This window comes from Paenibacillus sp. J31P190 (genome assembly GCF_059692075.1).
Window position 1 is genome coordinate 70,082 of the sequence record NZ_JCAUAS010000014.1, and the last position, 21,338, is coordinate 91,419.

At 44.4% G+C, this 21,338-nt stretch carries 21 protein-coding genes; 2 read left to right on the forward strand and 19 right to left on the reverse strand.

The window, feature by feature from the left end; all coding sequences use genetic code 11:
* Nucleotides 1–36 precede the first annotated feature (36 nt).
* The gene (locus AC58U0_RS22640; protein WP_497381216.1) at nucleotides 37–774 is read right to left on the reverse strand and encodes an SDR family NAD(P)-dependent oxidoreductase; all 738 of its coding nucleotides are present in this window, start codon (nucleotides 772–774) and stop codon (nucleotides 37–39) included.
* 29 nt (nucleotides 775–803) lie between these two features.
* A complete protein-coding gene (locus AC58U0_RS22645; protein ID WP_497381217.1) occupies nucleotides 804–1,343 on the reverse strand; it encodes an NAD(P)H-dependent oxidoreductase in 540 nt (179 codons plus the stop codon).
* Between the two features lie 819 nt (nucleotides 1,344–2,162).
* Here AC58U0_RS22645 and AC58U0_RS22650 point away from each other — a divergent pair.
* Nucleotides 2,163–4,148, forward strand: a complete 1,986-nt coding sequence (locus AC58U0_RS22650) for a hypothetical protein (protein ID WP_497381218.1) — start codon at nucleotides 2,163–2,165, stop codon at nucleotides 4,146–4,148.
* Between the two features lie 183 nt (nucleotides 4,149–4,331).
* On the opposite strand, the gene AC58U0_RS22655 is transcribed toward AC58U0_RS22650, so the two are convergent.
* The 3 genes from AC58U0_RS22655 to AC58U0_RS22665 all read right to left on the reverse strand — a co-directional run bounded on the left by AC58U0_RS22655 (nucleotide 4,332) and on the right by AC58U0_RS22665 (nucleotide 7,266).
* Nucleotides 4,332–5,507, reverse strand: a complete 1,176-nt coding sequence (locus AC58U0_RS22655; RefSeq protein ID WP_497381219.1) for an MFS transporter — start codon at nucleotides 5,505–5,507, stop codon at nucleotides 4,332–4,334.
* 318 nt (nucleotides 5,508–5,825) lie between these two features.
* Nucleotides 5,826–6,596: an SDR family NAD(P)-dependent oxidoreductase gene (locus AC58U0_RS22660; protein WP_497381220.1), complete on the reverse strand. Its 771-nt coding sequence runs from the start codon at nucleotides 6,594–6,596 to the stop codon at nucleotides 5,826–5,828.
* Between the two features lie 85 nt (nucleotides 6,597–6,681).
* Entirely contained in the window at nucleotides 6,682–7,266 is a 585-nt protein-coding gene (locus AC58U0_RS22665; protein WP_497381221.1) for a TetR/AcrR family transcriptional regulator, read from the reverse strand.
* A gap of 181 nt (nucleotides 7,267–7,447) precedes the next feature.
* Between AC58U0_RS22665 and AC58U0_RS22670 the strand changes: the two genes are divergently transcribed.
* Nucleotides 7,448–8,548 carry a GerAB/ArcD/ProY family transporter gene (locus AC58U0_RS22670; protein ID WP_497381222.1) on the forward strand — a complete coding sequence of 367 codons (1,101 nt, stop codon included), beginning with the start codon at nucleotides 7,448–7,450 and terminating at the stop codon, nucleotides 8,546–8,548.
* Here AC58U0_RS22670 and AC58U0_RS22675 read toward each other — a convergent pair.
* From AC58U0_RS22675 to AC58U0_RS22740, 14 genes are all read right to left on the reverse strand, one after another.
* The gene (locus tag AC58U0_RS22675; protein ID WP_497381223.1) at nucleotides 8,537–8,767 is read right to left on the reverse strand and encodes a hypothetical protein; all 231 of its coding nucleotides are present in this window, start codon (nucleotides 8,765–8,767) and stop codon (nucleotides 8,537–8,539) included. The genes AC58U0_RS22670 and AC58U0_RS22675 overlap by 12 nt on opposite strands.
* Nucleotides 8,764–9,936 carry a Ger(x)C family spore germination protein gene (locus AC58U0_RS22680; RefSeq protein ID WP_497381224.1) on the reverse strand — a complete coding sequence of 391 codons (1,173 nt, stop codon included), beginning with the start codon at nucleotides 9,934–9,936 and terminating at the stop codon, nucleotides 8,764–8,766. The genes AC58U0_RS22675 and AC58U0_RS22680 overlap by 4 nt, the downstream gene beginning before the upstream one ends.
* Nucleotides 9,933–11,498 carry a spore germination protein gene (locus tag AC58U0_RS22685; protein ID WP_497381330.1) on the reverse strand — a complete coding sequence of 522 codons (1,566 nt, stop codon included), beginning with the start codon at nucleotides 11,496–11,498 and terminating at the stop codon, nucleotides 9,933–9,935. Before AC58U0_RS22685 ends, AC58U0_RS22680 begins: the two co-directional genes overlap by 4 nt.
* A gap of 404 nt (nucleotides 11,499–11,902) precedes the next feature.
* Nucleotides 11,903–12,346 (reverse strand): cell wall hydrolase, encoded by a 444-nt coding sequence (locus tag AC58U0_RS22690; RefSeq protein ID WP_497381225.1) that lies wholly within the window; start codon nucleotides 12,344–12,346, stop codon nucleotides 11,903–11,905.
* A gap of 120 nt (nucleotides 12,347–12,466) precedes the next feature.
* Nucleotides 12,467–13,435 carry an SDR family NAD(P)-dependent oxidoreductase gene (locus AC58U0_RS22695; RefSeq protein ID WP_497381226.1) on the reverse strand — a complete coding sequence of 323 codons (969 nt, stop codon included), beginning with the start codon at nucleotides 13,433–13,435 and terminating at the stop codon, nucleotides 12,467–12,469.
* A 2-nt stretch (nucleotides 13,436–13,437) separates the two neighbouring features.
* Nucleotides 13,438–13,818: a MerR family transcriptional regulator gene (locus AC58U0_RS22700; protein ID WP_497381227.1), complete on the reverse strand. Its 381-nt coding sequence runs from the start codon at nucleotides 13,816–13,818 to the stop codon at nucleotides 13,438–13,440.
* Between the two features lie 228 nt (nucleotides 13,819–14,046).
* Nucleotides 14,047–14,643 (reverse strand): CDP-alcohol phosphatidyltransferase family protein, encoded by a 597-nt coding sequence (locus tag AC58U0_RS22705; RefSeq protein WP_497381228.1) that lies wholly within the window; start codon nucleotides 14,641–14,643, stop codon nucleotides 14,047–14,049.
* Nucleotides 14,644–14,646: 3 nt separating this feature from the next.
* Nucleotides 14,647–15,708 (reverse strand): ABC transporter ATP-binding protein, encoded by a 1,062-nt coding sequence (locus tag AC58U0_RS22710; protein WP_497381229.1) that lies wholly within the window; start codon nucleotides 15,706–15,708, stop codon nucleotides 14,647–14,649.
* Entirely contained in the window at nucleotides 15,689–16,519 is an 831-nt protein-coding gene (locus AC58U0_RS22715; RefSeq protein WP_497381230.1) for an ABC transporter permease, read from the reverse strand. Before AC58U0_RS22715 ends, AC58U0_RS22710 begins: the two co-directional genes overlap by 20 nt.
* Nucleotides 16,500–17,384 (reverse strand): ABC transporter permease, encoded by an 885-nt coding sequence (locus AC58U0_RS22720; protein WP_497381231.1) that lies wholly within the window; start codon nucleotides 17,382–17,384, stop codon nucleotides 16,500–16,502. Before AC58U0_RS22720 ends, AC58U0_RS22715 begins: the two co-directional genes overlap by 20 nt.
* Nucleotides 17,365–18,642, reverse strand: coding sequence for an ABC transporter substrate-binding protein (locus AC58U0_RS22725; RefSeq protein WP_497381232.1), 1,278 nt, complete (start codon nucleotides 18,640–18,642; stop codon nucleotides 17,365–17,367). The genes AC58U0_RS22720 and AC58U0_RS22725 overlap by 20 nt, the downstream gene beginning before the upstream one ends.
* Nucleotides 18,643–18,657: 15 nt before the next feature.
* A complete protein-coding gene (locus tag AC58U0_RS22730; protein ID WP_497381233.1) occupies nucleotides 18,658–20,091 on the reverse strand; it encodes a dihydrolipoyl dehydrogenase family protein in 1,434 nt (477 codons plus the stop codon).
* Between the two features lie 18 nt (nucleotides 20,092–20,109).
* Entirely contained in the window at nucleotides 20,110–20,739 is a 630-nt protein-coding gene (locus tag AC58U0_RS22735; RefSeq protein ID WP_497381234.1) for a TVP38/TMEM64 family protein, read from the reverse strand.
* A 91-nt stretch (nucleotides 20,740–20,830) separates the two neighbouring features.
* Complete coding sequence (locus tag AC58U0_RS22740; RefSeq protein WP_497381235.1) at nucleotides 20,831–21,304, reverse strand: DinB family protein; 474 nt, start codon at nucleotides 21,302–21,304, stop codon at nucleotides 20,831–20,833.
* Nucleotides 21,305–21,338: the final 34 nt, after the last annotated feature.

Here is a 21,338-nt window from a genome sequence, read left to right on the forward strand (position 1 = left end):
CCTTAGGATATGTTTTATATCTGCTGCTGCATTTGCTTAGTGACCAGCATTCTGTCCGCCATCAACATATAAGATTTCACCAGTTACAAAGTTAGCTGAATCCAGATATAAAACGGCTTCTACGATATCATGCGACTCGCCCATCCTTCCCATGGGATGCAGTTTAGCTAGAGCATCGTGAGCTTCAACTGGATGCATTGGTGTTTTAATTACCCCTGGTGAAACGGCATTCACACGGATACCTCTCGAAGCATACTCAATGGCAAGTGATTTTGTTGCAGCCTTCAGACCGCCCTTTGTCAATGAGGCTAGTACAGAAGGAACGTCAACTGACGGTTGGTCAACCAGACTCGTCGTAATGTTAACGATGTGCCCTGTTCCTTGTTTCAGCATTGCAGCCACCGCACGCTGGGTAACGTGGAAGAATCCGACGACATTCGTAGTTAAATATGTTGTAAAGTCTTCTTCTGTATACTCCGTAAATGGTTTGGACATGAAGATACCGGCATTATTAACTAGCGTATCGATGCGTCCATAGCTAGCCAAAACTTCGTCGATTAGACGCTGCGCAATCTTAGGATCTGCAATATCACCAGCAACATAACGAACTTGTTTTCCTGTGGAATCAATTTCTTTTGCGGCTTCAACCAACGCTTGTTCGCGCCGTCCATTGATGACTACATTCGCTCCTCGATTCACCAGCTCAATCGCCATAGCTTTTCCAAGACCGCTGCTTCCGCCAGTTATCACAAATACTTTTCCTTGGTTACTCATTTTTTTCTCCCCTTTTTATCAAGTTATTATTAACCAATCACCACTGGCTTTACATTTTTAATATGTTGAATGTAATCGTCTTTGCTTTGTGCCAATCGTTCATCACTAAGGTTAGAAACATCGTTCAGTGTAAAGTGAGGCAGATAAGAAGCGCTGATAAAATGAGCTGTAGCTTCAATTGGACGCAATATTTCTTGCAGTGTAAAACGATTGGATCCAGTTGGTTGATAAGATTCTTCGGAACCATATGTCGAGACAGCTACGCCAACTTCCTTACCTGCTGTTTTAGCGCCTTCAGGCCCATAAGCCCAACCGTATTGTAATACGGTATCGAACCATTTTTTTAGTAATGCAGGCGTGCTGTACCAAAAAAGCGGAAATTGGAAAATAATCCGATCATGTGCCTCTACCAATTGCTGCTCTTTAGAAACATCGATATTTTCATCAGGGTAAGCCTTGTATAATTCATGAATTGTAACATCACCATGCTTTAGCAATTCCTCCACCCATGCTTTATTCACGCGGGATGCTTCCATGTTCGGGTGAGTTACGATTACTAATGTTTTCATTTTAGTTACTCCTTTTTATAGATCTATGTTTTTTATTTATGACGGTTTCTAGTACGATTTCTATTATTCACGAGATATGAAACGTTTTTCATAAATATTCTCTCTTGTTTGTTCACTAATGGTCCATTAATATCTTCCCAAAAGTGCGTCATTTTCATGCTCGCATCTTATCAGGATTCACATGATGCACTCACAGCTCGTACAACTCCACTTCACCTCCTCCATCTAATAACGTGAAATTCCTATCCAATACCGCAACTTCTACCTTTAATCACGGCCACCTTATATTGATAACTCATGCCTCCATTCTTTATATATCGATTAATAGGTAGGTTTTATACTTAAAAAATACCGCCTTCGGACGGAGTGGTAAGCAAAATTAATTTCTAATATATTTTTGCTTTTGTTACTATCATTCAACCTTTTGGTAAATAATTATCAAATGTACGGAACGATATCGAGCTATGTCAAAACATTGCTCGATATCGTTCCGTATAATTCGTTCATGATTTCCTTGTCCGCCCGTTCATATTACTACATTCGACATATCATGCATAATACAGAATAATGATAATTTATATCTGAAAACTAGATACCTAAATCCAAATATAAAGGAAATCTAACTGGAGAATTATACTGGAAAAATCCAGTGATGGTTAAAAAATGGCGGAGCTCCTCCCGCCGAATTTGCTTTTTCCCACGTTTTCAATCGAACATTCGAGTTTTCCTGCTCATTTAAGGTCGAAAGCACAACTTCCGATCTATTCCTTAGTAGAATATACTAGACATAGAAAAAAAAGGAACAAAGGAGTAGACCTTATGTGGAAAAAATCTTCAATCCTCGTACTGTTCGGAGTCGGCATGCAGCTCGGTTTGCTAACCGCAACATCAAGCGCCTATGAATATGCCGATACGCCTACGGAGCCGGTGGACGGAATTTTTATTCCGAAGCAGCTTACGTTTATTGAAAACATGCCCTACTACGTCATCCCGAATACGCTGCGCAATCAGCCAGAAGGTACCTTCGCGCCGCAAACGGTTGAAGTCGTTGAAGCCGAGGCCCATTGGATGACAGGAGGCAATTGGTGGAAAATACATACGGACATTGGCGACCGCTGGATCAAAACCTCTCCATGGCAAATTGAAGTCCCGCCGCCGCAGACCCTACGATTAATGTCCGAAACGCCGTTATACGCGCGGCCATCGGAAGCCGGAGGTCAAACCGCGGTGCTATCGCCGCAGGAAGTCACCGTCGTCGATGCGGAGAAGACCTGGTTTCGTCAAGCTGAAAGGGATTATAACCCGCAGCGGTGGATCAAAATCCACACAACGTGGCTAGGGGATCAGTGGGTTCATTTGCATTTGGATGAGATCGGGAATCTGCAGCCGCTGGATCAGCAGGTTTTCTATCCGAATATTTATTACAATAGCACGCCACATATGGATTACATCTCATATCAATATGAGGGGTATCTGACTTCACTTTTCGTTCATCAAACAGCGAAATTCCGTTCCTTGCTCGGGAGCTCCTATCAATTTGAAACGATGCAAGGCTTAAAATGGGCGTTTGGACCAGGCATGCTGATAGTGCCCGACAAGCAAAACCTCCAACGAAAGCATCCAAGTCCTTTATTCGCTTATCCGGATGCGAATGCCGAGATTGCAGCAACGATTCCTGCCGGTGATCTGAACGTGATGGAGACCACGACCAATCTGGATACGCCGTGGAGCGTTGAGAACTGGTATCATGTCAAAAACAATCAAGCTGAAGGTTGGTTCAGCCCGACCTATGCCGAACCCGAAGATACCGTGGACGATACCGCTTCCCTCGAACTCAAGGCATATGCGACCGCCATCTACCGATTCCCGAATACAACAATTTCCCTGGACAATGGCCAAATCGGGCCTCAATCTGTCTCCACTCTCGCCGCTTGGACCGCACCTGACGGCACACGCTGGTACAAAATTAACTCCTTTGTAGGCCAAGGTTGGATTCAAATGAACCCATATCAAGACCGTGTGGTACTGAAAAACCGTGAAAATGATATCCAAATCCGTTCGAAAACCTCCTACCAAGGGGCATTTTATCAGAACGAATCCGGTACATTTACTTTTGGGTCTGATACGATCGGCGGTATGCTGAAGGGAGAACCGGCTTTCCGTTCAGCGTTTCTGGCCAATCTATTTCACTATGAGATATCTGGGCCTGACTCCGAGGGCTGGTGGACTTTCAAGAACGCGGACGGCTATGCAGTACAACTGAAAGCTGGCGAGCTGGCAGCCAAGACATTCTGGAACGGCAAGCTGGCAAATGTCGTCAAGCTCAAGGAAGCGCCGGCTACGGATTCAGATTCGAAACAAGGGGCTCTCCTTCTTAGCTTAACCCATCTCAGGATTTTGTTCGGCGTGACCACAGCCTATTATGATAAGGTTTCCTATGGAGATAAAAATGTGAGACTCAGCACCACGGAGTATGAGATTTCCGGCTTTGACCTGCCGGAGAAGGCAAACGCAGCAAAGCTTCATCTCACTGGGCTGCTGTACAAGGACTTGTACAAGGATGAAAAGACGATTGACCCGCAATTGCAAATCATTGTCAAAAACCGTGAAGCAGCAGACAACCAATCCCCTGTTCAACTTGCACAGATGAAGCACCTCTATAATTTGCGCTATCAATTCGGCTTAACCGATATCGGACTTGACGTTACGTTGAAACCGGGGATAAATCAACTCTCAATCCAATTCAAGGCCGGGGAACGCATCCTGTTACAGCGGGATTGGGAAGTGACCGCGCCGGGAAATTAAGCGTTCCATACAAAAAGGCTGCTCGTTGATGAAACGAACCAGCCTTTTTTTCGCACATGTATTTACCAGATAACCCTTGTGAACTTTCCTTCTCCAGTTACAGCATCTTTTATTTCTGTATATTTAATCTCCAAACAATCAATGAAAAATTTCATGCCTTGTGCCAAAAATGATGCCTCGTGATTAAGATGTACCTTTAGAATAATAACGATTAAATTTGACTGAATAAATTAACACATAGATAACGATTAGCGCAGCAAACAAGTTTAGAAGAACCAACGAGAAGTTCAAACTAAAAAATCGAGTCAGAATTCCGACGCCAACAGGGGGAACAATGAATCCTGAGTATGCGCAGAAATAAAATGCCGAAATGACTCGCGGACGTTCTTCCGGCTTCGGCAACTGGCTGGCAAATCTTAAAGACACTTGAAACGTCCAACCGGCGCCAATGGCTTGAATGATGATGCCGGCCCAAAGCAAAAATAAACTCGCTGTCTGACCAGAAAAAACAACAATCCACGATCCAATGGCAAGAAACAGGATTCCTATACGCAACCGTGTAACGGGATTACGCGGCCAAGGAAAGAATTGCATCAAGGCTCCCCCGCCTAAAAGCACCAATATTAACAACCCGGAAATAGAGAGATTGGTGGTGTGAATAACATTCTTGACGAAAGATGGAATAAGAGAAAACACACTTCCGCCTAACGTGAAAAGAATAAAAATAGGAAGTCCGATAAAAGAAAAAAACTGGGAACGAATATTGTCGGGAACACCAAGCGAAATTTTAGTTTTAGCTGGTTTCTGCGCTTGGGAATCTTCGCGCTTCGGTAACATTTCCAAAAATACCAAGGAACTCAATAACATGCCGAGCAGAAACCAATACGGCAAACGAAGAGGCTGAAAATGCATATATTGCACAATTAAGCCTGAAATAGCTGGGCCAAGGCCAAAACCGATGTTTACAATTACTCCCGATAACTTAATTGCCTTACCCACTTTATCGTGTGAAGTTTGTTTTAATAAAAAAGCGCTAGCAGTACCTGTAAAAGCGCCATAGGCGATGCCTTCCAAGATCCTTGCCGCATAGAGCATCCATACGTTAAAACTCCCTATAAAGAGTAACGTCGATGCGATGGAAACCCATATACTGAAGCGAAGAACCCTTTTCAACCCCCAGGCGCTCCCTCTGGCTCCCACAACAAGCAAGGTCGGCAGCAGGATAGCGGCATATACAGCAAACAAAATGGTGATTTCCAAACTGCTAAGCTTATAATGCTCCCCATACAAAGGGAATAATGAGGAAATAAATGTAGCTCCGCAGGACATCATAAGAACAACCCAAAGCATTCTTTTCATTTTAGTAATTTCCTTCTCTCCATATATTTTACTTACTAGTAGATAAGTATTTGTTGTAGATAAACCCCTTTTAACTAATTTTCCATAACTGAATATAACTTACTAGTAGATAAGTGTCAAGCTTATCGAAACAGAACTGTCCCCCACGCCAGTTCAATGGAGCTCAACCATACCGATTTTATTTTAATCGAAAGGGCTTACATTATTGTCACTAACGAAAAAAAAGGAATCGTTTAGTGTCAATGAAACGTGACAATAAACCACTCCCTTAATGTCGAAAAGCCTTTGAAAATCTAGGAAATCAATATTTTTAACACCTTATTTTTGACGATAAATTGGAGCGCCAAACGGGGATGAGCCCGCGCCTCCATCTACACTAATTTCAGCACCCTGTACAAAAGAAGAGTCATCTGAGGCCAAGAATAAGGCAACATTTGCGATTTCCTCCGGTTCACCCAAACGGTTCTGCGGAACCGCGCGCGTGAGTGTGGATTCAAATTGTGCTAACCCTTCAGGTTGCCCCCAAATTGGCGTCCGCGTCGCTCCCGGCACGATAGTGTTCACGCGAACGCCACGCGGCGACAATTCGGAAACCAGCACCCTAGCCATACTGGTGACAGCTCCTTTGCTGGCCGCATAGGCCGACCATCCCGGGCTTCCAGCCTTTGCAAGCACCGAGCCGTTTAAAATCACCGAAGCACCAGCCTTCAGATGAGGCAAAGCGGCTTGAACAGTGAAAAAAGTCCCAGTAACGTTAATCTTAAGTATCTCCTCAAAGACGGAAAACTCTGTGCCGCCTAATGGCGTATTACCACCGATACCTGCATTAGCGAATACCACATCCAGACGGCCAAATTTTTCAACCGCTGCGGCCACAGCTTTATCCGCGCTTGTTGGATCGGCGGCATCGGCCTGCACGACAATAGCGTTGGTGGTGCCAAGCTCCTCCACTGCCGCGTTTAACGTGACTTGATTACGGCCGGTAATAACGACCTTTGCGCCTTCTGCCACAAATAGTTTTGCGGTTGCCAAGCCAATACCGCTACTTCCCCCAGTAATTAATGCAACTTTCCCATTTAGTTTTCCCATATTCGATTGCTCCTTTGTGATTTATAGTTTTCGTCTATCCGTTTCTCTTTATCGAGAATGATCGTTCTCGAATATACAAAAAAATTTACTTTTTCTTTAAAACTGACATTGTGGTTTCAACTATTTGCATTAATTTCTCTCTGTCATCTGTCGTCTTCGCCAAAACCCGCAGCCCAGTAAATGCATTATTAAAATAACACGACAGCCATTCCGCATTGAGCGTTTTGTCAAGTTCGCCTGATTGTTGACCTGCCTCAATAAGCTCACGTATTAATTGTTCAAAATCGGTCAAGCTTTGGTTGACCCAAGCTCTGGACTCAGAATCATGTGGGGCTAACTCAACCGCGGTATTTACCATCAGGCAGCCTTTAGGGAGCTCATCATCATCCCTTCTGATTGTTGTTTCTAACAACAGCCGAATAGCTTCCTCCGCAGAAATGGTGCCATTTATAATGCGTTTAACCGATTGTTCTATCATTTCACTATATCGCTTTAACGCCTTGATATACAAAGAATGCTTATCGCCAAAAGAGTCATACATGCTTCTCTTGTGAACCCCCATATGAGAGACTAGGTCCATCATGGAAGTCTTCTCATAACCCTGTTCCCAGAATAACCTCATGGCTTTGATCAATACCGCATCCTCATCAAATTCCTTGGTTCTGGCCATTCCATTGACCCCTCCTTTCAATTAGATCTTACCATATTGAGAACGATCGGTAAAGAATTATTTAATACTTCATTCGGGATGTTCTTTTTGCATAGTATTCTCTCTCTTTAAGCGTATAAGCGGATAACGATAAGTCAATACTTGGAACAACCTCGGTGAGGCAAGGAGAGAGTGTGTGAAGATGGAGACAACAGAAAAAATCACGGGAAATCAGCTAGGCTTATTACTAATGAATTTTATCGGTTCCACCATCATCTTAACCATTCCTGGATGGATGGTGATGATTGCAAAGCAGAATGGTTGGATATCCTTTATTCTTTCTACTACAACAGGTTTATTAACTCTGTGGGCGCTGACTACACTCGCCAATCGTTATCCGGGTTTGACAATTACACAATACAGTTCAAAAATCATCGGAAAATGGTTAGGAAAATGTTTGGAATTTTTTTATATTTATACTTGGTTTAATGCTATTTCGGTTATGACCATACAGCATACCTTTTTTATTAAAACGCTGCTATTACCAAAAAGTCCCACCATAGTAGGAAGTCTGTCATTATTGGTCCTATGCGGCATAGCCGTTATTGCCGGGATTGAGGTCATTGGAAGATGTAATGAGTTTCTTACACCATTGATCTTGGCAGCTGTGATTCCGATCTTGATTCTGGCGATTGGGGAAGCAGATCCTGCCCGGCTTAAGCCATTTTTAGGAGAGGGAATACTCCCGGTATTGCAAGGAGCTATCATTCCAGCAGGAGCATTTATGAATCAAGTGTTTATATTGGGTTGGCTCCTTCCTTATATGACTCAGCCGAAAAAGGCGCTCAAGGTCACGCTGATAGCGTATTTCAGCCTATCCACTATAGTATTTATCATTATATTACTTACGATTATGGTCCTCGGTACATTATCAGGTAATCTGACCTATTCATTTTTAAGTCTCATGCAATATATAGGTATTGAAGGTTCATTTGAACGTCTGGAGGCCATAGCTGTTGCGGTTTGGGTGTTGGGGAATTTTGTTAAGGTATGTGTATCGTTGTTTATATTATGTCTTTGTGTAAGCCAGCTTTTCGGGATCCGAAATTATCGTGATATCGTAGCTCCGCTAACACTTTTGTCCATCATTGGATCGGCTTACGTTTTCAAAAGTAGCGCGGAGCTTCAAGCTTATCTAGCTTTCATTTACCCGAGCTTGGGTTTTATCACACAAAGCCTCATACCGTTGTCACTTCTCATGATAGACACGATAAAAAGAAAAGTGGACCATTCACTCCTTTAAAAGCATTCTTCCGAAGGGTTCAAAAATTATTTTGAACGGGACAGCCGTGCTCAGCATGTCAACCCGGGCAATTAATAAGGAACCGGTAATGAGTGATACCCCCATTAATACGCCGAATACCGCTGCTTCTTTGTTTTTTTGCATATTCAGCAAGGATCGTATTCTAACAAAAGACCATACAACCAATAAACATACATATCCCACGATTTGGATGATCATTCTTTGATCTCCTTTTCTTTCAATTGTAGAGGAGCACCTGCCATCCCAGTTCCACTTACAGTTAGCTTAACTTCAACCGAAACGTCTACGTCTGGAAACTTATCATCCCATTGTTCTTTCAATGCTTTCCATTGTTTAGGCTTATTACGGTAAATTTCTTGGCCGAAACCCAAACTATCTACTTTGTACCGCTTCTGGACTTTGGATAACGTATCCAGGACTTGTTTCTCGACCGATTTCTCCAATGCTTCCTGTAGAAGTCTAAGATTCTCCGGCAATCCGATATTCAACGGGGTATTATTTTCCCAGATCGTTCCTTCTCCTTGCAGTTGAATCTTAAATTTGATCTTATCACCACTTATCTCCGGGGTAATTTTCCGGTTTGCTTTGACCAGAATCATCCCCACTGTTCTATCACCCCGTAATTTGGCGTTGACTCTGCCAGACTTCATTCTATCTGTAACCCAAAGAAATCCATTTGTTTCATTCTCGTTTAGAAAACCGACTAATTTGAAGTCCTTAAAAATGGCTGATCCGGCTAGCATAAACATTTTGCTTTTATTTTCTTGCATTACTTCTGATAAATCCTCAGGCATTATGACTCCCAAAACGGGACTGATACCTTCACTAGATGACGCTAAAAAAAAGTCTCGCAATGTAACCGCCAACTCGCTTCTAAAAGCTTCCATTTCCTTGATGGCTTCACTGGGAACTTGTTCAAAGGGATATTTAACTTGCAGAAGTCTCCGCGCTTCTCCCCCCTTTACAACCATCATATAGGTTTTTAATCGTTGTTTCGATTCGTGGGTGTAAACATCGAGAATATCTTGAATTCCGTGTTTGGCTAACGATTCACCTATATAAATAACGCTGCGATGTGCTGTAAACAACCTGCGTGAGCTTTTTTTCTGAAGCCTATTGAACGCTTCATTAATAGTCTTTCCAACAGCCGACATAACGAAAAACTTCTCTGGCTGTCCGCTTCCTCCGCCACCTGGTCCCCCCTGAGAAGGGATTGCAATCTGATGCGATAAAATAAATTTCCCATCATCCGTTAAGTCAAATGCCGTACCCGAAATAAACGCAAGATCATTAATCTCCGTACGGTCCCAACAACCGCTTGTGGTTAATACTGTAAATAGTAAGCCGATGTATAGGAATGGTTTCATTCTGATGATCGCTTCCCTTGGCTTGGACTTGGTTTTTGACCTGCCGGTTCACGGAACGGATTGTTAGACCCTGTTGCCTGTGGACGACGAGTTTTAGCCCATATAGGTGCCCGGATGATGACATCCTTCAAATTCTTGATTGTAAGCGGGGCTAATGGAGTAAAATAAGGGACGCCGAACGAACGAAGTGATGTGACATGTAACAAAATGCCCAGAAAACCAAGTACAATGCCATAAAGTCCAAGCGTACCAGCCAAGAATAATATCGGAAAACGCAGTAATCGGATTCCATTTGCAAAACTATATCGTGGAATCGTAAACGCTGCAATGCCCGTGATCGATACGATAATGACAACCGGAGCGGATATTATTCCTGCCTGCACAGCCGCTTGTCCAATGACCAACGCCCCTACAATGCTTATCGCTTGTCCAATTTGTTTGGGTAAACGAATCCCTGCTTCCCGCAGTGCCTCAAATGTGATTTCCATTAATAAGGCTTCGACTACAGCTGGGAAAGGAACAGCCTCCCTAGAGGAGGCAATACTCAGCACGAGATTAGTCGGAATCATTTCCTGATGGAAGGTCGTAATCGCAACGTACAGGGGAGGAGCAAATATGGCGATACTGATGAAAAGGAATCGAATCCACCGCACAAAAGTTGCAATGGGCCAGCGAATATAGTAATCCTCGCTTGCCTGGAGTCCATTCCAGAATGTCATGGGAACAATTAATACAAATGGGCTGGTATCAACAAGAATGGCTATTTTCCCTTCCAGTAGCTCTGCAGCTACAACATCTGGTCGTTCAGTACTGTGGACAAGTGGAAAAGGAGAGAAAGGTGAATCCTCAATAAATTCCTCTATATAGCCTGAATCGAGGATCCCGTCAATTTGAATCCGAGTTAACCTTTTTCGAACTTCCTCAACCACAGACTCGGAAACAATACCCAGGATATAAGTAATGACTACTTGGGTTTGAGTAAGCTCCCCGAGCGTAATGGATTCCATTTTTAGTCGAGATGATTTAATTCTTTTTCGTATTAGACCAATATTCGTTGAAATGTTCTCGATAAATCCATCCCTAGGACCGCGAATGACAGGTTCAGATGAAGGTTCTTCAAGGCTTCGTTGCGACGTGCCATTAACCTTAGCAATCATCGCATTGCTGTCCCCTACCGCAAGAACGGCAGCATGACCATTTACAATATGACTCACAACTTCATTTACTTTGGAAGTAACACACGTCGTTCCGATGGAAATCATTTGGTCATCCAGAACTTTTACTTCGTTATATATCAAATCATCTTGTTTGCTTGATTTAGATATCAATGGTTTCAATATATGCTCGTCAATCAACTTCTCTTCAACCAGACTAGTAAGATAAATCACAAGCCATTTATTTTGCCCAGCTATCTGAATTTTGCGGTATATGATGTCAGAGCTGTTTTGGAATATTTTTTTCAAAATCATTTCATTTTGTTCTAAATTTGAGGTTAACTTGGGGTTTTCTTCATCAATTAGATAATTCTCCGGTATATTGGGATACTCAGGTTTAATGTGCATCCATTTCCTAAACCATTTCACTAAAAGCCCCCCAAAGAAAACACTGATTCATCTATTTTTCCATATTACGCCAAAAATATTCTAAAGTTATTTCGATGTCGCGTAAACGTAAGCCAAATCTGTGAAAAGTCATGAACTGCACAATAAAAAGGCATAACATTGGACTGTAAAGCATGATAAATCCCATGCTCAATGCCAAAAGCCATGCCCATTGAATATTATTGAATGACTATACTTACCGTAATTGAAAGTAAGCCTGCAATTTCTTTACTATTTAATCCTTAAACCAATAATTTCCCTATCGCAAAAATCATTCAGCTGCAACTTTGACAAAAAAGCCCCAAACTCTTCTCATGATGGAAATTTGTCACACAAGAGATCCCGAGCTCTTTTCGTTTATAAAATTAAAACGTAGTATACACACTTGCACATTCTTTCGCGGTTGGTTCATAAAAACAGTGCTTCTTCCATCGTCCTACGAGCGGCTGATTATACCAAGTTGGCGGACATGGTCCAGGATTTTCGAACGTTCCTGGACGGAAATACCATAGGGAGAATTTGGCTGGCCAATTCCGCTCCCCATTCACAGCCCGTTGCGCCAGACGGCGTTCCCTCTCTCTTGCGTTTTGATAGTACAAACCATGTTGCAACGCTTCGAACGCATGCGCCTGGTTGATCATTTGGGGGATTGTCCGGATTCCTTTAAAATCGGAGCAATTCGCTCTTATTCGGTTAATGCCAACATTTCCAACAAGGACCATACCCATTTCGCCTTCGGTCTCAGCTTCAGCTCGAAGCAACCTTGCCAACATATCAATATCCTGCTTTCTGGCTTTTACGACTGCCATTGGCTCACCTCTTTAAATTGTGTTTCTAGACACATCATATTGTGGGTGAAGCGGATGTGTTACTCTGGCATTTGGTCGTGAATTGTCACAAGTATACATAAAGCTATCCCTATAGTCAGTTTAGCTTTTGAACTTCACACCAGTCATCTCTTCGCTGAGCTTCCATAGCTGCTCTGCCAAGTTGGCATCGACCGCCCAGGGAAGCACGCCCGTCAGCACTTGGCCCAATCCCTGCAGATCAAATGCAGGAATGACCTCAGCGATGTCGACATCTAAACAGTAAACGCCGCCTTTCCCCTCCAACAGAGGACTCGTCGCGCACCATACACTCGTTGCCGCTCCCTGCTCTGTGGTCTTATATATCCCGCCTATTGCGCTCTCTTCAGGCGATAAATAACGCGCTAAGTCGGTCATAATCCTGCCAGGATGGACAGAGAAGGCGCGGATCCCTTGCGCTTGACCACGTTTGTCCAGCCCGACGGCAAACAACGCGTTAGCCGTCTTAGACTGGCCGTAGGCCTTCCACTTGTCGTACTCCCGCCGTTCGAAGTTTGGATCTTCAAAATCAACACCCCCGAAACGGATTCCGGTCGAGCTGACCGAGACAACACGCGCGCTTCGCGCCTGCTTCAAGGCCGGCCACAACAATGCCGTCAGCTGGAAGTGACCCAAATGGTTGGTGGCGAATTGAGATTCGTAGCCTCGCGCGTCGCGCAACAGCGGGGGAGCCATAATGCCGGCGTTATTGATGAGCATATCCAGTGGCCGTCCAGAGTCCAGAAACCTCTTCGCATATGCATCGATGGAAGCGGGGTCCATAAGATCCAGTTCCTCCAGCTCCACATGCGGGATATCAGCAATTGAAGCGCGGGCTTTCTCCGGCGTACGAGCAGGTACAATTACCGTCGCACCTGCTTCCGCCAGAGCGCGGGTTGTCTCAAGTCCGACGCCAGAATACCCGCCTGTTACGATAGCGATTTTCCCGCTCAGTAAACGTCCGTCAAGCGCTTCCCTTGCCGTCGTTTGGGGCCCGAAACCCGATCGAATCGGTTCCTGAGGGGTTATCTTATAATTGTAATCTGTATTCAACTTCAATCTCCTCCTAAGCCTGATTGCTTCATTAGCTCCTTAAAATGCAGCAGCTTGTAGTTCACAACTTCCAAAGTTGTCTTCATTTCCGCCATTTGCGACTCGATATGGAGTTTATGCTCATAAAGTACGCTGTAACAGTTCTCGTAATTATGAGTGGATGCCAAGGACATGTAACGTTCAATTTCCTTTAGAGGCATGCCGGTTCGTTTTAAATGCGAAATGAAGATTAAACGTTCGAGATGGGCTCTGCCATATTCCCTCTGCCCGTTTTCTTTACGCTTCGCGGCCGGCAGGAGTCCGATTTTCACATAGTACCTTATCGTATCGTAACTGAAACCTGACTTTTGGGAAATCTCTGCGATTGAAAATGTAGGCTCCATCCTTTACCTCCTTTCTGATTCAGGGTAGCTATTTCGTTTTCAACCGCATCCGCATCTTATCGTATGGAGCTTACTCCATGTCAAGCGAATTATCATCGGGAGTACGAATAGCAAATAGATTCACACCGAAGGGTGCATTTGTTAACTCATGAATTTCCCGAATCGCATGGCGAAGCGTTTCTGGATCCATATAGGCAGCTCCTAGTGTCCAACAATGAAAAATACATATTAGTCAACATTATTCTTTTGAAGCCACACATACACATCTCGAAGATGCCTTATTGTTGTGAAAAGGAGCAGCACTAAAAACAACCACACCAGCTCCCAGATCGCGTTTGGAAACAGTATCATCAAAGAAAAAAAGACAAACGCTTCCGTTCTCTCCAAGATACCCGGGTTATAGTGAAATCCTTTTGCTCCTGAATTTGTAATGACATTGCCTGTTACAAGAAACGCCGTAATATTAACAAGGATTGCTGCTAAATTGAGCACAATCGGCAAATAAGCATCGGGATGGACGAGTAAAATCGCAATGATCAAAGCACCTTCCACTACCCGATCAAACGTGATATCCAAGATATTTCCCCATTTTGATGGTTTGGTCATTCTGGCAAGCGTACCGTCCACCGAATCGAGATAGCCGGATATCCAAAGAATAACAACCGCTGCTATGGGAAAACCAAGATAAAACACGACCCCACTTCCTACGCCTATCAACATCGCGATCCAAGTGATCGAATTCGCTGATAAACCAGCTGATCGCAGGATTTTTGCTCCCTTTTCAATTGCCGGTTGGACGATGTCACGTGCATAAGAATCCAGCACTTATTACATTACCTCCTTCTGAAGACACCAGACATTTGAGGTTGTCAAGCGAACTCCTGTTTTAGTTCCTCGTTCATAATTTGAAAAGCCAAGTTGCTTGATCACGACTGACTCCCCGTTTACATGCGCCCTCACTTCTGTATATTCTCCGCGAAAGGTGCTGCTTTCTATCGTGGCTTTTATAGATGATGCAGAGTCCATTTGGAGCCATTCCGATCGAAGAACAATATGAACCGGACCATCTGGCACGTTTACGCGATGAGGATGGACCTCCAAATCACCTAGAAAGGTTGTCACCCTAGTTCCCCTCTTGATTCCATCTACAACATTGTCGATTCCCATGAAGTCTGCCATCCATCGATTGGCAGGCTCGTAATAGATGTTTTCAAGTGTTCCCGACTGCTGTGCTACACCATCCCGGAGGATCAAAAACTGGTCGCCAAGTGTCAGGGCTTCTTCTCTGTCATGTGTGACCATAATCATCGGAATCTCCCATTTTCGCTTCATGTCACCGAGCCAATGCCCCATTTGCCTACGAAGTAATGGATCCAGTTGACTGAAAGGTTCGTCTAGCAGCATAAGCTGCGGTTCAATGACAAGCGATCTTGCTAACGCCACACGCTGTTCTTGTCCGCCAGAAAGGGAAGAAAGCGGACGCTGATAAAATCCCGTCAAACCAACTTGATGTAAAATTTCTTCCGATTTAACTCTTCGTTCACTGGAAGGCACCCCTTTTAACTTAAGTCCGATCTCCACATTCGCTCCGACCGTCAGAAAGGGAAGCAAATAAGGTTTTTGAAAAATCATGGACAGATTCCTTTTCTCAGGAGGAAGCTGGTGAATCGGTTTCCCCCCCATTATGATCGTTCCCTGGTTCGGTCTTAATAAGCCTGCAATAAGCTGAAGTAACGTTGATTTTCCGCTGCCTGACGGACCAAGTATGACAAGCAATTTGCCTTTCTCCAGGGTAAAAGACTGCTTGGCCAGGGAAAAGGACTTCATATGATCGTATTGGTATGTCACATCAGTTACTTGTAAAAATGGCTCAGACCATCGGGTCAACACGATTCGCCTCCTTTCCTTTGTAGAGATCCTTCTTTACTTCTATCGAACTGAAAATGACGATGATGAGCGCCGGCAGGACAAACATCATGCATAGTGCGCCCATGAGCGAGTAATCGCCACTAGATAATGTACTAAAAAGCAGCATCGGAAGTGTAATCAGATGGCCGCCGCCAATGAAAACTGTAAACAAATATTGGCTCCAGGAAATCAAAAAACTAAATAAGATACTAAGCGACAAGACCGAACGCAGAAACGGCAGCTCGACCAGCCCGAACGTCTGCAGTCTGCTCGCCCCAAGTAAACGAACCTGCTTTTCATATCCGATGTCGTATCCGGTATAAAATCCATACAACAAATAAATGGAATACGGAATAGCCGGAATCAAGTGTGACAGCAGCACCCCAAGCCACTGATCAGACAATCCCAAACGAAGAAACAAGACATGCACGCCTATCGCAATGGAAATGCCGGGAATCAATATGGGAGCTATGAGCAAGAACCGAATCGTTTTGTTCCATCTCTTCACATAAAGTCCCAGGGCTCGAGCTGCTGGATACGCCACTACTTGAGACACCAAACTTGTAGCAGCAGCCAATCCCAAGCTATTGATCATCGCATCCCTCACTTGTGAGTGCGTTGAACATACATAATGCCAAGCACGCAGCGAAGCAGTTGGAACCAGATCGGGAAATCTCCATTGCTGCGCGAATGACCAAGCCAGTAGAGGTATAAAGGGGAGAAAAAACAACAAAATCAGGAAGGTATGCAAGACGGCGAAACCTTTACCGTGATTAATTCTTTTTCGCCGCAAAGCCTTCTCCCCATTTCATATATAAAATGATAAGAATCATACTGATTATCGTAATCACCATATTGATTGCCATGGCCGTAGGCCGATACCTAAGATCTGGATTGAGATAAGCTAGATAGGCCAGGATCGGCAATGTTGGCTTGCTCACAGAACCCAAGACATAAGGAACTTCAAACGATCCGAATGTATAGGCAAATACGATAATCGAGGAGGCCAGCAAAGCAGGCAGCATAAACGGAAAAGTGACGAGCCTCCATCTTTGCCATGCATTTGCTCCGAGCAGCTGCAGCTGCTTTTCATAGGGAACGACCCAAGACTTTAGAATACTAAGAACGGACACCGCAATAAACGGAACTTCCTTCCACACATATTCCAGCACGATTCCAATACCATTCTGATCGGCAACCAATACCGGAAACTGCGAAGGCTGCTGAATCATACCTGTCCAGTAAGCCAACCGGGAGATCAATCCACTTTGCCCAAAGAGCATCAATACGGCAATTGCGCCTACAACATGCGGGACCGGCAGATTGAACTGCAGCAAGAAATGAAGCCCCCCTCCTTGTCTTACATACCGCCCGATCCAAAGTGCTAGTAAAACCGCAATAAAAGCTGCAATAGCTGTGGAAACCAGGGAGATCCCCAATGAAAAAAAGAGTGAACGATAAAATATGGTGGAATGAAATAGCTCAATGTATACATCTAGCGAAAACGTTGTTTTTCCGATTAGAGGGAAGTAATCCAAGCTTTGGACCCCACTATTGAACAGCCCGGCAAAGAACGTTCCCGCGACAAATAAAAGGGCTGGAAAAAGCATGCCTCCTAAGATTAGCAGCCTTACTGGTTTACTTTTGGAATAAAACATGGTTCTTCCAGCCCTCTTCCAATGCGGGTGTATAAGCAGCCTGCAGATCAGGTAGCTTGTGCTTCAATAGCACGTCTGCAGGTACGGCTGTTTCGCCGCTTGTGGCTTTAAGCTCATCATAAAGCTTTTTGTGCTCTCCTTCTAATTTCGATGGATCGATCCCAATGCCGTCTCCCCAGCCGCTTGCTGGGTCAGCTTTTTCAAATTGCGTTTTTGGATCAAGAATCACATCGGCCACGACCATAGCAGCAGCTTTATGTGCGGCATTGTAGGGGATCGCGACATAATGATAATCGCCGATTGTACCTGTGTCGAAGACGTATGGACGTGCGGTCTTGGGTAATTTCCCTTTGCCGATATCCGTCGCGATACCGCCGACATCCTGTGTAAAGGCAAAGTCCACTTCGTTGTTATTGAAAAGTGTCATTAGTTCAGCGATCGTTTTGGGGTATGTTTCCCCTTTTCGCCACAATGACGGTTTTAACTTGTTTAAGTAATCCCACACTTTCGATGCTTCGGTATCAAACTCTTGCTGAACGAAAGGTTTTGACCAGTTTTGATACCCTCCGCTTGACTCGTAGAACAATTGCTTCACAAAGCGCGTGCCAGTAAAGTCAGGGGGTGCATTGTAGGTGAATCGTCCGGGATGCTTCTCTACCCATAACTTCAATTCTTTATAGTTTCGCGGCAGGTCGCTTGGTTTAATCCGTTTGGCATCATACACGAATTGAAATTGCGCACTGCCCCAGACGGATTCGTATCCTTCCGTATCCAGACCGAAGTCCTTCACGACAGCAGGATTATTATAATCGACGTACTTTGCATTCGGAAGCTTAGTTGCAAAAGGGCCAAATAAGGCGTCTGCTTGCTTCAGGGTGGCGAAGTTTTCGCCATTTATCCAAATCAGATCCACACTGCCATCTTGGTTTTTGCCAGCCTGCTTTTCGTTTAGCACCTTATTAACCGCTTCCGCGGTATCGCTGATTGGCACACGGCGCAATGTGATTCCATACTGATCCTTCAATAAAGTCCCATATTTCTGGTCTACAAATTCATTAATCGCATCGCTCCCACCCCACATATACCAATTCACGGTTTGTCCCTTGGCTTCGGCCAACACTTGATCCCAATTGCCTGAAAGAAGCGAAACACCAGCAGCCTTTCCTTTATCCGTGGAATCTTTACCGGAGCAGGCGGCTGTGATCAAGCTTATGATGCATACTAAGAGAATGACTTGAACGTAACGTATATTTCTCAAACGAAGCCCCCCGTATTATCGAAACCATTTTATATAGGCCTTAATCAATCGCCCTGCGATACCACCTTGAAATAACTTATCGCGCCAATATTTATCAGCTGTCTTCAATAAAGCTTCGGAGCGGGCAGGGTACGGATGCACCACTTGCGAAATATCGGGAAGCTTGTGGCCGAAGCGTTTCGCAAAAACAGCTTGCTGCATCCAGTCCCCCGCTCCATTCCCAGCAGCATGAGCGCCCAAGATCCTTCCTTTCCGATCCGTAATCACCTTAACAATGCCTTCTGTATTCCTATCTGTTATAAATCGATCCACCTGATCCAAGGTCACTTTGTAAATTCGGATATCATTCCCAGCGTGTTTGCGAGCTTCATCCTCCGTCATCCCCAAATGAAAGATTTCCGGATCCGTATAGGTTACCCATGGAACGTTATCGTAGCTTGCTTTTCGTTTCAGACCGAATACTGCGTTTCCTACGACGATCTTACCCTCCATTCCTGCAGCATGCGTATAAGGAAACGCTTTGATCACATCTCCGACGGCGTAAATGTGCGGAATACTTGTCTGCAACGTTTTTTTTACCGCGATATGATCTTCGTCCATTTGAATGCCGATGCGTGAAAGTCCAAGACGGTCGGTGTTCGGCTTTCGGCCGGTCGCAATCAATATGGCATCTGTCTCCAATTGAAGCTTTTCCCCGTCGCGCTCTACTAATATCCGCTTTCTCCCACCAGGTATTGCTTCAACCCTGTTCACCCTTGTTTTTAACAGGAATGACATTTCTTTTTCCAACGCAGTTTGTGCGTAGGGAACGAGATCCGCGTCTTCTTTGTTTAGTATTTGCGATCCTCTCACGAGTACGGTCACTTTAGCACCCAAACGGGCGAGAGCTTGAGATAATTCCAATCCAACCGGCCCTGCCCCAATAACAACAAGGCTTTCGGGTAAAGCTTTCATATCAAAAACACTTTCATTGGTCAGAAAATCTACATCTTGCAAACCATCAATAGGCGGAATGGCCGCTCTGGAACCTGTGGCAATGACAATGCGTTTGCCATAAAGCACTTCGCCGCCATCGATTTCGATATGGTGCTTATCCCGGAATTGACCGTGTCCCTGAAACACATCCACACCCATGCTGTGGAACCGTTCTGAGCTATCATGAAGTTGAATTGTTGTTTTAGCAGCTTGGACTCTTCGGTAAGCTTCAAGATAATCTGCTTTGCCCTGCAATTCCAATCCATAAGCGTCTGCAGATTTCTTGGCCGTGTATAGCTCCTTTGCCGCGGCAATCAACGCTTTGGAAGGCACGCAGCCCGTGTGCAAACAGTCTCCTCCAGGCTCAGGCTCTTTTTCGATCAAAGCCACCTTTACCCCAAAGCCAACTGCACCTGCCGCTACGGTTAGTCCACCGGATCCACCGCCGATGACAATGAGATCATAGCTTTTCAAAATATGCGCTCCTCCTCCTTATGAGCTAACCACTCGTTTCTTGAAAACAAGCGGGATCAGTGTCACAAGCACGAAAACAATCACAGCAATGACGATGTATGATTTCTTTTCGTGCAGAAAACTCGAGCCCAGAAAACTATAAGCAAACGTTCCTGGAATGATTCCCAGAAGCGTACCGAATAAAAATGCCGAAAAATTCACTTTGGCCACGCCAGCTCCGTAACTGATAAGATCAAATGGGAATAGGGGAATCAGTCGCAGAAGCAAAATATAGATAAAACCCTTCTGCTGTAGTTGCTTTTCAAGCTTGCCCCATTTCTCCTTCGACCTCGTGGAAACCAATTTATTACCCAAGAATCGAGCTAACCAAAAGGATAACACCGCCCCCATCGTCGCGCCAACGATCGTATAAACCGTTCCCCAGACCGGTCCGAAAGCTAATCCGCCAGTCAATGAAAGAACGGACGCGGGAAACAATATCAAAGGACGCACCGCATAAATGAAGATGAACAGTACTGGCGCAGCCCAGCCGAATGATAAAATCCAAGCTCTTATATCTTCCGGACCAAGATGCAGAACCTTATAGTTGAGCCACAATAACCCCCCAATTACAACGATGAATAATAATAGCCATGATCGTGGTTTCATTCTAATCTCCTCATGTGGCTTTTCTACTTTGTTTATTTATCAAAAACAGCAGTCAAATATAGAATTTGGACTGCTGTTTTTGTTTTACTTATTATTTTTGTTGCAGCATTTGCAGCATTGCGGCGACAACGCCATTATGATTAGATAAATGTGTCGCAGTCGTAAGTATCAGCTCTCCGAAATTTTCGGCTTTTTTGAAGTTCTCTGGTACAGACTCTTCCAGTCCGTCTTTGAGCGTATTGTAAAGATGTTCACGTTGTTCTTTCAACAGATCGATCATCTCATCCCATGCAGGCAGCTGCGCCAGTTGCTCTTCTTTCCATTCCGTAGCTTTCGTTCCATAAAAGAAAATATCTTGGTACTTTTGCGGAAGGCTCGTTGCTTGTGCACCAAGATCAAACACATGGAACTCAGTAACCCGAAGTACATGCCCTAAATGCCAATAAAGGCTGGTATTAAAACCTTCAGGGACGACCATGCGTTTGTCCTCTGGACATTTAGCAAGCAGCTTAAGAAAGTTATCGTGCTCAACATTATAAAGGTGGAATACAAAATCTCTTCTCATTTTTCTGATCTCCTTAAGTTTACAATTGTTTTAT